The 13,811-nt window shown below is 30.2% G+C and carries 12 protein-coding genes; 2 read left to right on the forward strand and 10 right to left on the reverse strand.

What is annotated here, in order from left to right:
• Positions 1-154 precede the first annotated feature (154 nt).
• Positions 155-2,005, forward strand: coding sequence for an urease accessory protein UreH domain-containing protein (locus tag CPJCM30710_RS03520; protein ID WP_212902788.1), 1,851 nt, complete (start codon positions 155-157; stop codon positions 2,003-2,005).
• An 87-nt stretch (positions 2,006-2,092) separates the two neighbouring features.
• Here the strand turns inward: CPJCM30710_RS03520 and CPJCM30710_RS03525 are convergent, their stop codons facing one another.
• From CPJCM30710_RS03525 to CPJCM30710_RS03570, 10 genes are all read right to left on the reverse strand, one after another.
• A complete protein-coding gene (locus CPJCM30710_RS03525) occupies positions 2,093-2,362 on the reverse strand; it encodes a hypothetical protein (RefSeq protein WP_212902789.1) in 270 nt (89 codons plus the stop codon).
• Between the two features lie 21 nt (positions 2,363-2,383).
• Entirely contained in the window at positions 2,384-3,181 is a 798-nt protein-coding gene (locus tag CPJCM30710_RS03530) for a TIGR00266 family protein (protein ID WP_212902790.1), read from the reverse strand.
• Positions 3,182-3,446: 265 nt separating this feature from the next.
• Positions 3,447-4,436 (reverse strand): LacI family DNA-binding transcriptional regulator, encoded by a 990-nt coding sequence (locus CPJCM30710_RS03535; protein ID WP_212902791.1) that lies wholly within the window; start codon positions 4,434-4,436, stop codon positions 3,447-3,449.
• 112 nt (positions 4,437-4,548) lie between these two features.
• Positions 4,549-4,893, reverse strand: coding sequence for a hypothetical protein (locus CPJCM30710_RS03540; RefSeq protein ID WP_212902792.1), 345 nt, complete (start codon positions 4,891-4,893; stop codon positions 4,549-4,551).
• 483 nt (positions 4,894-5,376) lie between these two features.
• On the reverse strand, positions 5,377-6,180 hold the full coding sequence (locus CPJCM30710_RS03545; RefSeq protein WP_212902793.1) for a Nif3-like dinuclear metal center hexameric protein: 804 nt from the start codon (positions 6,178-6,180) through the stop codon (positions 5,377-5,379).
• Positions 6,180-6,869: a tRNA (adenine(22)-N(1))-methyltransferase gene (locus CPJCM30710_RS03550; protein ID WP_212902794.1), complete on the reverse strand. Its 690-nt coding sequence runs from the start codon at positions 6,867-6,869 to the stop codon at positions 6,180-6,182. The genes CPJCM30710_RS03545 and CPJCM30710_RS03550 overlap by 1 nt, the downstream gene beginning before the upstream one ends.
• A gap of 13 nt (positions 6,870-6,882) precedes the next feature.
• Entirely contained in the window at positions 6,883-7,770 is an 888-nt protein-coding gene (locus tag CPJCM30710_RS03555; protein WP_212902795.1) for a PH domain-containing protein, read from the reverse strand.
• A 470-nt stretch (positions 7,771-8,240) separates the two neighbouring features.
• A complete protein-coding gene (gene rpoD / locus CPJCM30710_RS03560) occupies positions 8,241-9,404 on the reverse strand; it encodes an RNA polymerase sigma factor RpoD (protein ID WP_212902905.1) in 1,164 nt (387 codons plus the stop codon).
• Positions 9,405-9,411: 7 nt separating this feature from the next.
• Entirely contained in the window at positions 9,412-11,193 is a 1,782-nt protein-coding gene (dnaG, locus tag CPJCM30710_RS03565) for a DNA primase (RefSeq protein WP_212902796.1), read from the reverse strand.
• 222 nt (positions 11,194-11,415) lie between these two features.
• Positions 11,416-12,444 (reverse strand): deoxyguanosinetriphosphate triphosphohydrolase, encoded by a 1,029-nt coding sequence (locus CPJCM30710_RS03570; RefSeq protein WP_212902797.1) that lies wholly within the window; start codon positions 12,442-12,444, stop codon positions 11,416-11,418.
• Positions 12,445-12,658: 214 nt separating this feature from the next.
• Here CPJCM30710_RS03570 and CPJCM30710_RS03575 point away from each other — a divergent pair, with 214 nt between their 5' ends.
• Complete coding sequence (locus CPJCM30710_RS03575; protein WP_212902798.1) at positions 12,659-13,723, forward strand: CotS family spore coat protein; 1,065 nt, start codon at positions 12,659-12,661, stop codon at positions 13,721-13,723.
• Positions 13,724-13,811 lie beyond the last annotated feature (88 nt).

The raw sequence follows: 13,811 nt of genomic DNA on the forward strand, positions 1-13,811 counted from the left end.
TAATATTAATACTTATAAAATTATACCTTTATATTACTTCTATTTTATGTAGAAAATATGAATTTAAATTTACAGAACTACTTAACATCTACATAAAAAATTCATAACATTACTATATAATTCATAACAACGAAACTTAAATGAGGTGATATATTTGACCATTAAAACTTCAAAAATTAATGTTGATGGAATGGTATGTACGTCCTGTGAAAATAGAATTGTAAATTCTATAAAAAAGTTAGATGGAGTTATAGATGTAAAGGCAAATTATAAAAAATCTTACGTAACAGTAACCTTTGATAATTCTAAATGTACCTATAGTAAAGTTTGTGCTGCTATTGAAGATGTTGGTTATAGAATAATGACTGATATTGATTATAAAAAAGGTAGCTCATCAAGTTCTTCTTCAGACATAATATCAATTATAGGTATCCTCATTATTGCAATAGTAATAATGAGACTTGGCGCAAACTCTGGAAGCTTTGATATGAGTTCTAAGCTTGGCACCAATACAAGTTATATTATGTTGTTTGTTATAGGTATATTTACATCACTACACTGCGTAGGAATGTGTGGCGGTATAATGATGTCTCAAAGCATATCAATTGATACAGGCAACAAATGGAGTAACCTTAAGCCTGCAGTTCTTTATAACTCAGGTAGAGTTATTTCGTATTCTATACTAGGTGGTATCGTTGGTGCAGTTGGCTCAGTGTTTAACATATCTCTAAATGCCCAAGCAACAATTGCAATTGTTGCAGGTATATTTATGATAATTATGGGATTTAATCTAGCAGGTTTTAAAGCTTTCAGAGGCTTTAGCATTAAATTACCATGGTCAAACTGTTCAAGCAATAATAAAAGTACAAAACCTTTTATAGTCGGTTTACTTAACGGTTTTATGCCTTGCGGACCACTTCAAACTATGCAGCTTTATGCTCTAGCAACAGGCAGCGCTTATAAAGGTGCGTTATCAATGTTGCTTTTCGCATTAGGAACTGTTCCTTTAATGCTTCTTTTTGGTTTAGCTACCAACTTATTAAGTCAAAATAGTACAAAAAAGTTAGTTAGATTAAGTGGTTTTTTAGTTATATTTCTTGGTCTGATGATGGCAAACCGTGGTCTTACTTTAAGAGGTGTAAACTTTTCTCCTATGTCCCTAATAAGTGGAAATAAAGCATCTGCAAATGTTCAAATAACAGATGAGAATAAAGCTAAAATTATAGATGGAAAGCAGATCGTAAGAATTACTGCTGATGCAAACGGCTATACTCCTAATGTTGTTTTTATACAAAAGGGAACACCAACTCAAGTTATATTTGATGGAAAAGTAATAACTTCCTGTAATAATGAGGTAATTTTCCCTAGTTTAAATAAAAGAAAGAAACTTCAAAAGGGAGAGAATATTATAGAATTTACCCCTAATGATAGCAAGGACATAAACTATAGTTGTTGGATGGGTATGTTAAGTGGAGTTATCAAGGTAGTTGACAATTTAGATAATGTTAAGGATTCGGACATATCCTCTGCTCAAAACTCACTTCCTCCTAGCAGTGGTGCTGGTTGTTGTGGTGTTGGTGGGGACCAAGGTACTATGTCGCAGGAACCTCAAGTATATGGAATTCCATTATCACAAGTACCAACAGATAGACTTATTAAAATAGCTGATAAATCATCAACAGGACAAACTTTAACTGTTAAAGATACAAATTCTAATTTTGACCCTTTAGTTATAGTATTAAATAAGGGATTACAAAGTAAAATTACCTTTAACTTAAACAATGAAAATAGTACTGATGCCGAATACAACATATATGATTCAACTACTAATAACAAAATAACCTCTTTTAAAGTAAATAAAACTATTGGTACACTTAATTTTAAATTTTATAATACTGGATTATACTTAATAGAAAAGGATTCCCAGATTCAAGCCCTAATAAAAGTAGTGGATGATATAGAAAATGTAAATACTGAAACCATTAGAGAAGAACTATTACAATAATAGTCATATATATTAAAGCTACTAGATTTAGCTAAGAAAAGAAAGAATCGACAGGTGCTTCGTACCTGTCGATTCTTTTTTTAAAAATTAACGAAATGTTTTAAAAATTAGTATAAGTATAAGAATCACCAACAGTATGGGTATCCCAATCCTGCTAAAAAGAAGAAGTACTATTATGGTTCCTAAAGCTACTATTTTAATCCAATCTCTATCTTTTCCTTTGCTTGTATGAATTTTATATCCAAGTTTTTTATATATCTCTGTAAAATCGCTTCCAATTTTTTTGAAATCATTACTTAAATCCTGAAAATCATTATTTAAGCCTTTGTAGGGTTTGATTCGTTTCTTCTTTGCCACAATTCTCAACCCCTATAATTTTTAAAAACCATCACCATCTAAAAAATTACCTATTGTTCCTAGTATACTACCTTCTTCCTTTCTAGCTCCTCCACCAACACCAGATGCAGCAAAAACCTTTGAAGCAAGTCTTGAGAATGGAAGGCTTTGAATCCATACTAAGCCTGGCCCAGTTAAAGTTGCAAGAAATAATCCTTCTCCTCCAAATAAAGTATTCTTAATTCCACCAACAAATTCTATATCATAATGTACATCCTTTGTCATTGCTACTAAACATCCTGTATCTATCTTTAGAGTTTGACCAGGCATCAAATCCTTTCTAACTATCGTTCCTCCAGCGTGAACAAAAGCCATTCCATCTCCCTCAAGCTTTTCAAGAATAAATCCTTCTCCACCAAAAAAACCAACACTTAGTTTTTTTCTAAAATCTATACCAACTGTTACCCCTTTAGCAGCACATAAAAAAGCATCCTTTTGACATATAAGTTTTCCTCCAAGTGCTGATAAATCCATAGGAATAATCTTTCCTGGATATGGAGATGCAAAAGAAACTTGAGCTTTTCCATAACCTCCATTAGTAAATGCCGTCATAAATAAACTTTCTCCAGTAAGTACTCTCTTCCCTGCTGAAAAGAGCTTACCCATAAGACCTCCACCTGCATTAGAACCATCACCAAAAATTGTTTCCATTCTGATGTTTTGATCCATCATCATCATAGCTCCTGCTTCTGCTACAACAGTCTCATTAGAATCAAGTTCAATCTCAACGAATTGCATATCATCACCGTATATTTTATAATCAATTTCATGTGCGTTCATTATATCAACTCCTCAAACGTAGTTATAATATTTATTTTATTGACAGTTTTCCATTAATAGAATACTTTTATGATATCATTAAGAAAAGTTTAAGCTTTCTTGGTGAATCTAACATAGTTTTATAATGTAATTTCTAAATATGACCTAAAACTACAAAAGAAGTGTAGTTACTATTTCATAATTACATAAGCTGAACTTTCACCATCAAATATGGTATAGCTTATCTTAACACATCTAGGCGCACCAAATAGAAGTAACTTATTTACTAAAAGCTACTTTGTCTAATTTTTAACTCTGTAGATACTATCACTTTTTTAGACACATTTCTACCACCAAATCTCTCTACTAATAAATCTACCGCTGTTTCTCCCATTAGTTCTGTATATACTTTTATTGTACTTAGGGAAGGAAAAACATATTGAGAAACACTTATATCATCTACACCTATTATATTTACCCTCTCAGGTACAGAAATTTGAGCTTCTCCAAGGGCTCTTAAGCATCCAATTGCCATTGAATCATTTCCTACAAAGAAAGCTGTTGGTAGTTGTTGACCATGTTCTTCTATTGCCTTTTTCATCAATGCATAACCATCATTTACTGTAAAGCTACCTATGTATATATAATTATCCTTTAATAATCCTTTTTCATTTAAGTAGGATTTAAAGGTTACCTCTCTAATATCTTTAATATCAGAAGTTTTATCCTTGAAAGTTTCCTTTCCTCCAATATACCCAATCTTCTGATGACCTTTTTTTAAAAAATAATCAATAACCCTTTTAGTTATCTTTTCAAAATTTACTACTACAGAATCAAACATATCTTCATCAGGTGAAGAATCCACGAATATAATATTTTTTGTTATTCCTTTAAAACAGCTTATTTCTTTTTCACTAAATTTACCTATTGCAATAATTCCTTGAATATTTTCTTTAGTAAGTTCTTCGATATTATTTTCAAAAAACTTTACTATACCTAGATTATGTTGCTTACAGCATTTTTCTATGCCTAAACGAATTGACATATAATATAGGTCTCCCAGTTCTTCTTTCTCTGTATACCAGTGAATTAGAGCAATTTTAGTAGTTGCTATTTTACGCATTGAACGTTTCTCATAGGAAAGTTCTTCTGCAATCTCAAATATTTTCTTTTTTGTTTCATCACTTACAGATAGCGTTAAATCATAATTTAATACTCTTGAAACAGTAGCAATAGATACTCCTGCCTTATTTGCAATATCCTTAATAGTAGCCATACATCCACCTTCCTTCTTCTTCTATTTTACCCCCAAAATCTATTTAGTCAATGTGAAGAATAGATGACTTTTCCCTAGAATATAAGGAGGCAAATTAGAGGGATGGAGTGCATTAAAAAGCTTCTATATTACTTTTAGAATTATAGTTAAACTTTTCATAAAAATCCTTATTAATTACAGATGGCTTGGACATAAGACAATCCATGATTTTTATTTCTAGAATCTTTCTATCACCAGAAACATTTTTAATGATTCCATTTTCACATGAATAATCTACCAACTGTTCCAGCAAATTAGGTACCTTATCATCGCTTTGTACTGAATCTCCTAACACAAAATCACTTATATTAAGAAGTTGCATAATTTGATTTCTTACGTATATTTCATCTTCTTGTTCAATAAATCCTAAAAAAACTTCACAGTCAATTAAATGCTGAATCACTTGGCATACATTCATGCATATTCCTCCTTCTTTAATCCTCGTATCCAGTTAGGGATTTTGATAACCATTCCATACATCTTAAGTAAATTTATGAATGTATGATATTTTGGTTGTCATCCCAATATCTTCTTAGCTTTTTTAAAAAAATCTATTAATTTGCTATACTTTATAAATAAATATATATAAATAACTCTAGTTACACTTATAAATTTATTTTTACCAAAACTATATATAAGTTTCCTATATTTTACTATTTTTTACCAAAAAAGTCAACTTCCACATTTTAACAATCTTATCTAACAAGTTTATAGTATTTTTATATAGATATATAACTTGATAAATTAACATATACCTCATGATATACACGTTTATATTGAGTGCCGGGACTATTTGCTATTATTTGATAAAGTGAAATAGAGACAAATAAAACTTCAACTCAGTAAGTCTTTTTAAATTAATAACTTACTGAGTTGAAGTTTTTTAGATTTAATAAAAAATTTAAGCAAAACTATATGGATCTTCGGAGGCTTTCGAAATAATAATATCAACATGAGAATCAAATTTATTGATCTGCTCTTTAATATTTTCTGAAATAGCCACTAGTGCAGGCCATTCAGAACTAAAATGTCCAATATCAATTATAGATATACCTAACTCTTTAAAATCGCTAACAAAATGGTAGGTTGTATCTCCTGTAATTATACAATCTGCTCCCATTCTTTTAGCAACTTCAAAGAAGTCCTGTCCACTGCCATTAATTACTGCAATTGTTCTTACTACTTGATTCTCTTTGCCTGCATATCTTAGTGAATTAACTCCAAGCTTTTGCTTAATTCTTTTTATTAAACTTTGAAGTTCTATGCCATCTTTAACAGATATTATTCTACCTAACCCTGAGTTTTCATATCCTCTTTGTTTTGAAAGTTCAATTATCTTATCTGAACTAAAGCCTAAAAGTCTTACAATTGTATCATTCATTCCTTCTTTTATAGAATCAAGATTTGTATGCGCACTATAAAGATTTATATCACTTTTAATTAATTCTATAATTTTCTTACCTAATAAAGTATCAGTAGTTATAGATGAAGGCTTTCTAAAGAGTAGTGGATGATGAGTAATTATAAGTTCTACCTTTTCCTTCTTTGCCTCCTCAATAACTTGAAGAGTGCAGTCTAAAGCAATCAAAACTTTTGAAACAGTAGACTCCATATCTCCAACCATTAATCCAACATTATCAAAACTTTCCTTAAGCTCCAAGGGAGCTATACTTTCCATTAGCGATGCTATATCTCGTACCTTCATTACATCATCTCCTTGAGCCTTTTAATTTTATCTACAACTTGTGATTTTCTTAATCTAGCAGACTCTGTATTTTCTTTTATATATTCTGCTATATTTTCATACTTTTCAATTTTATTTTCAATAAATTTACTTAAAAGTGGATGATGTTTTTTTCTTAATATTTGACTTACTTCATAATCTAATTCGCTATCAATTTTAATTTTATATGAATTCATACTATATTTAACCTTAAATAACTCATAGAATTTATTATCTTCAAAACATAAATCCTCATCAAGAATTTCAAATTCACTATTATAAAGAAATTCTCTTAGAACTTCTGGATTTTGTGCTGGTTGAAGTATTAAAAATTTATACTCTCTTACTTTTTCCCAATCTTCAAGAAGAATATCTCTGGTTAGGTTTCCACCCATTCCAGCTATTATAACCCCTTCTACTTCTCCTTTTTCTACCGTTTTAAGTCCCGGACCTAATCTACAACTTATTTTATCCTTTAACCCCTCAAAGGTTACGTTTATTTGAGCCTTTTCTATAGGTCCATTATTTATGTCAGAGGCCACACCCTTTTTACATATATGATTCTTAACTAGGTATATAGGTACATATCCATGATCAGTTCCTACATCCACTATACTATTACATTCATCTACTTGATTAACTATCATTTTTAATCTTATGCTTAAGTCCATTTTATCACCATTTCTATAAATATAAGTTTAATATTCTTAATTGAATTAATAAAAACGTAATTGCTGTTATTAGTGAAATATAAATATACTTGTATGCTGAACGCTTATCATATTTTGCACAAAAGTATGCTGCATAATGCATACAAATCAATATAATCATATTTAATACTCCATAAGTCATCTGCTTAAAGGCAAATTGCTTTCCAGTTCCAAATATTATAGGTTTAAAGGTTGCATCAAAAAACAACGGCATTTTTGATGGTAACTTATTCATTAAGTACAATATAAGTGGATTTAATGTTATCAATAATATTATTAAGGTTACTATTATAAAAGGAATAAAAAAGCTTCTTTTCTTAAATAAATCCCTATTTCTATTTATCTTTATCTTAAAATCACCTTTTTCATAACCTTTTCTTATAAGAAAATCCTCAAATTCTTCTACTTTTTCTGGCGAAATACCATAACTCATATTTTCTGTATGAATATATATTACTTGTTTATTAGATGTAACAAACATATGTGTTATCCCAACATTTTCTATAACTGATCTCCCAAAGCAGTATTGTGTCTTTCCAAATCCAGAAAGCCTTAACCCGTTAATTTTACCTATTTGTATATTATATCCGTTAACTTCGTTAAAAGGAATTAAAATCTTATTAAATCCCCAAAGACTACTTATTTCAAACCCATCTTCTCTTATTATATATACTAAACTAACCACTCTTAATACATAAATTAAGCAGTAAACAGAAAAAACAACCATAAATATTTTTATTAAGCTAACTTCTATATAAGAGTTTAAAAAAAATGTAAGGAAATATAGTATTCCATTCCCTAAAACTACGAAGGCTAAAAGCGCATATATTGATATACCTTTTCTAGTCTTATATTCTTGCATCTAATATCACCTCGAAGTCATTATATCATAGTTTTCATGTATTTAACATCCAGTTAAACCATATAAAACCATATAAGACTATAAATCAAACTTTATTAATAGAATTTAATCGACATCTAACCTAATTAAAGATATACACTTCAATCATTACTGAATTTTAGAGAAAAGTCTCGGTACTCAATACTTTTCCTAAAATTCTTAACTCAATTATAAAGTTGTATATCTATAATTTGAGTCAGATTTCAAGCAGATAAAAAAATCGCCAAGGCGACTGTGGAGCTGTCGATTTTTTTACGTATCTGCCTTTCCGAACACATGTGAGGAAAAATTGGCAGGCGAACTATATTTTATTTTTTACTCTTTAGGTGTCATAATTAAACTAGCTGTCCTACATTATATTTTCAAGTTATTCACAATTCTTCAATTTTATAATTTCCTAAAGAGTAAAAAAATAGCACCTAAAATAGGTGCTAATCTAAATAATCCTTTAACTTTTTACTTCTGCTTGGATGTCTAAGCTTTCTTAGAGCCTTTGCTTCTATCTGTCTTATTCTCTCTCTTGTAACATTAAATTCCTTACCTACTTCTTCAAGAGTTCTTGCTCTTCCATCATCAAGACCAAATCTTAATCTTAGAACTTTTTCTTCTCTTGGAGTTAATGTATCGAGTACATTTATAAGCTGTTCCTTAAGCATAGTAAAAGCAGCAGCTTCTGCAGGTGCTGGTGCTTCATCATCAGGTATAAAGTCACCAAGATGGCTATCTTCCTCTTCACCGATTGGAGTCTCAAGTGAAACTGGTTCTTGAGCTATCTTTAAAATTTCTCTTACTTTATCGACAGGCATATCCATATGCTTTGATAATTCTTCTGGAGATGGATCTCTTCCAAGCTCTTGTAATAATTGTCTTTGAACCCTTATAAGCTTATTAATGGTTTCAACCATATGAACAGGTATTCTAATAGTTCTTGCTTGGTCTGCTATAGCTCTTGTTATCGCCTGTCTTATCCACCATGTTGCATATGTAGAGAACTTATAGCCCTTTCTATAATCAAACTTCTCTACAGCTTTTATAAGACCAAGATTTCCTTCTTGAATTAAATCTAAGAAAAGCATCCCTCTTCCTACATATCTCTTAGCTATACTTACTACAAGTCTTAGATTTGCTTCAGCAAGTTTCTTTTTAGCATACTGACTTCCTTCTTCAATTTTTTGAGCTAACTCTATTTCTTCATCTGAGGACAATAGCGGAACCTTTCCTATTTCTTTTAAGTACATTCTAACTGGATCATCAATTGCTATACCTTCTGGAATTGAAAGATCTAAGTCTTCTTCTACGGCATCTGCATCAGCCATATCACCTATAACTTCAATTCCCATAGATTCAAGAACCTCATATATTTTTTCTATTTGTTCAGGACTTAAATCTATTTCATCTAACTCATCCATTATTTCCTTATATGTTAATGTTCCACTCTTCTTTCCCTTTTCAATTAGTTTTTTAACTATTGCCATTTTAGCATTCTTATCTTTTAAATCACCTTTTACATCACCTTTTACGGCAACTTTATCTTTCTGTACTTTACCTTTTGGTGATTTTTCATTATTTTCCATATTCATGCCTCCTTCCGCTATTTCCAACCTAACCTCTTTTTAATCTTTTTAGTTTGTCATCTATCTCTTTTGCTTCTTTTGCAAGCTTTAATGACTCTTGAAACATACCTTTTTCCTCACACATCTTCAGATTGTAAATTAACTCCTTTTTTTTCTTCTCAAGATTATGTTTTTTAAGTTGGTATATGTAATCTTTTATAAGCACTTCTATATCAGAGCTTTTATTAACAATATCTAACTCTTTGATATATATCCATTCCTTTAAGCTCTCTGCATCATCACATCTTAGCTCTACACTTTTTTCTAACTCTTCTTTTCCTTCATTTATAAGCTCATTGATGATAGTATAAAGCTTTCTGTGTGATTCTAAGATTAAATTCTCTTTACTTATATGCTCAATAATATAGGCATAGAATTCACTGTTAATCATCAATTTGATTAAACTCCGTTCTGCTTTTAGATAAGCAGGTTCTACATATAATTTTGTTCCATTTTCTTCCTTATTATTCACATATTTGTAATCCTCGTTGCTTTTTGTCATCTTATTTGCCAAAAGATCATAAAGTGCCTGTTCTCTTATACCTGTCTCTTCTGCTATCTTTCTAACATAAACATCTTTTTCAACTGGGTTTAGATTTGCTAAAACCTCTGTAACTCTTTCTCCATACTCTATTAATTTTTCATTATTTGAAAAGTCAATATCATCCTTTGCTTTACTTAAACGATAGTCGATAAGTTGCTGTGCTAAATCTATTAGCCTAATAAATGCTTCCTTACCATTACTTCTAATATATTCATCAGGATCCTTCCCTTCAGGAACTGTTAAAACTCGAACATCAAACCCTGCATTTCTTAGGATTTCTAAACCTCTTATAGTTGCTTTTTGTCCTGCAAGATCAGCATCATAAGAAATTATCACTTTATCTGCATACCGTTTTAAAAGCCTTGCTTGATTAATTGTAAGTGCTGTTCCTAGGGAAGCAACTACGTTAGTAATTCCAAATTGATGAAGTGATATACAATCCATATATCCTTCTACTATTATAAAGTACTTTTCCGGCAAGCCGTTTTTTATGGCAAAATTTAAACCATATAGATTGGTACCCTTCTGAAATATTAATGTTTCAGGAGAATTTAAATACTTTGGTTTAGAGTCATCAAGTACTCTTCCTCCAAACCCCATAACCTTCCCCTTATAATCAAAGACAGGAAACATCACCCTATTTCTAAATCTATCATAAATATTGCCTTTCTCATTTTTTAATATAAGTCCTGCATCTAATATGATATCTTGGGTGTATCCTTTAGTTTTTAAATGATTTAGCAGTGCATTCCAACTATCAATAGAATATCCAAGACCAAACTTCCTAATAGTGGATTCTGTTATTCCTCTCCTTAAAAAGTACTCACTAGCAGCTTTACTTTTATATAGGTTATTAAAGAAAAACCGTGCTGCATCAGTATTTATCTTGTAAAGTTGTTCTTTCCTTTCTGTAATCTTGCTCTTTTTTCCACTGCCTAAATCCAAAGGAATGTTTGCACGCTCAGCAAGATATTTTACTGCTTCATAAAAAGAAATATTTTTTGTCTTCATCACAAAAGTTATTACATTTCCAGCCTCACCGCAGCCAAAACATTTGTATATCTGCTTATCTTGAGTTACTGTAAAGGAAGAGGACTTTTCATGATGAAAAGGACAAAGACCCATGTAATACTTCCCAGATCTTTTTAATCTCACCTTTTCAGATACTATGTCTACTATATCATTTTGCTCTTTTATTTTTTCTAAAAGTTCCTCTGGAATTTGCAAGGAAAATTCCCCACCTTACTAAATAAATTTCGTCAAGTAAAAAATATTCGACATGAGATACTAAATTCCTTCTTTTTATTCTATATTTTTTAAACTTTTTGTAAATAAATCTATTTTTGTTTATAAATTATTTATTCTTTACTTTTTTCTAAATTCCTTCTTCTAGGTATTAACTCTCAACATTTATTTTTAGATATAATTTAAAAATTATTCCTAAAATTATTAATATATTACAAATTTGGGCATATAGAGCCTATTAAAAGTATTAAGGCAATAGTCATCACTCATACCTGCTACATAATCCGCTACTGCCCTTTCTAATCCTTCTCCCTCTACTATAATTTTATACATTTCAGGCATTTCCTCAGGATATTTCATATAATGTTCTATAACATGACTAAGTACAAACTTTGCCTTATCCCTTTCTACCCTTAATCTTTCTCCAAGATAAACTTTTTTGAACATAAAATCTCTAAGGTTTTCTAAAGCCTTACCTATATCTTCGCTTAAGCAAACCTTATAAATATTTTTTTTTATATTATATGATGTTGTTTCTACAATGTCCCTAACTAAAGTATTAATTCTTTTACTGTTAGTTCTTCCTAAAACTTTTAAAATATCCTTTGGAAGTTCTTCTTGTTTTAATAAACCTGCTCTTATCGAATCATCTATATCATGATTTACATACGCAATTTTATCACTATACCTAACTACTTGACCTTCCAAAGTCTGTGCATTAGCTATACCATTTGCAAAACCGCTATGATAAAGTATTCCATCTAACACTTCATATGTTAGATTTAATCCTTTCCCTCCGTTTTCAAGTGTTTTAACTACTCTTACACTCTGCTCATTATGTTTAAATCCTTGAGATAAAAATTTATCTAATACCTCTTCTCCAACGTGAGAAAAAGCCACATGCCCTAAATCATGAGCCAATGCTACTGCTTCAACTAAGTATTCATTTAAACCTATACCTACTGCTATAGTTCTTGCCACTTGTGAAACCTCTAAGGTGTGAGTTAATCTTGTTCTGTAATGATCACCGAAAGTTTTGATATAAACTTGAGTTTTGTGCTTTAATCTTCTAAAAGACTTGCAATGTAATATCCTATCTCTATCTACCATATAGCAAGTTCTCAAATCGTCTAATATTTCTTCTTTTTCTCGCCCTTTTGTCTGAGATGATAAAGCTGCTCCTTTTATCAATGTCAACCTTTCAAATTGCTCAATTTTTTCTCTTACCGTCATAAACTCACCTCCTTATTAATATTCTATACTTTTTCTTAAAATCCTTTCGAATTATGCTACTAATTATAATTTGCATTTTTAATCAAACTATTACTTTTTTTATTAATTAAATAAAAAATATAACTTACCTATACTTATTTTTCTTTATGTGAGTATATTGTAATAGTTTTTATAATATCTTTATAATAAGAAATACTATGCTAAGGAGGATAATATGCCCTATGAAATACACGCCATACAAACTGAGTCCCTTTCTGAAACTAACATAAAAATAAATGTACTACCCCATTTCAATCTAAACAATGCCTCCGTAAAACAAATAAAAATTAAAAATACCGATAAACAAAGAGCAGTTTACAGAGTTGATGCTAAAGATAAAACTTTCTGTTTAAAAAAAGTCTACTATAATGAGGGAGACTTACTTTTTGTATATTCAGCTATGGAGTGGCTTTATAGAAATGGAATTAATGTTCCAAGATTTTTACCCACATTAAATAAGAGTAGATTTGTTAAATATAGTAATATGCTCTTTATATTAACGCCTTGGGTTGAAGGAGAGAAATGTAACTATGACAATATAAAGAATATTATTGATTCATCTAAAAATCTCGCTAAAATGCACAAGGTTTCAAAAAAATTCACCCCCATACCTGGAAGCAGTATAAAAAAAGGATATGACGATATATACATATCCACTACTAAACACTTTCAAAAACTTTTAACTTGCTCTAATGCTGCATATATACACAAGGATAAATTCTCAAAACTTTTTCTAACAAACTTTGATAAAAACCTTCAACTTGCACAACTTTCAATAGATGTATCTTCAACTATAAATACTAATAACCTATCGACTTCTCTATGTCATGGTGATTATGTAAATAAAAATATTATCTTCGACGATAAAGGATTACTATGGGTTATTGATTTTGACAAGTGCTGTTATGACTATGCAGCTCATGATATCGGTTATTTTTTAAGAAGGTTATTAAAAAGAGACAATACTAAATGGAATGTAGAAGTTGCAGTAAACTGTTTAAAAAGTTATTGTGAAATTAATCCCCTTACTTCAGATGATTTAAAGTATATTTTAGTTTATCTTGCTTTTCCTCAAAAATACTGGCGAATCTCTAAAGACTATTATAATAATATAAAAAAATGTAATAAAAACTCTTTCTACAGACTATTAGAAAAGGCTATAGATAAAACAGATTATCACCTTCAGTTTGTATGTGAATTAGTCAAATACTTAAAAAAGGATTATGAAATAAAGATATAAAGCCCCCGGTCTCCCAGGGGTTTTATTTACTGCGACTTCACAAAGTGAAATCTGGCTAAAACTGAGCTGGCTCGATATCAGATCAGTT

The organism is Clostridium polyendosporum, from assembly GCF_018332455.1.
GTDB lineage: Bacteria > Bacillota > Clostridia > Clostridiales > Clostridiaceae > Clostridium_AY > Clostridium_AY polyendosporum.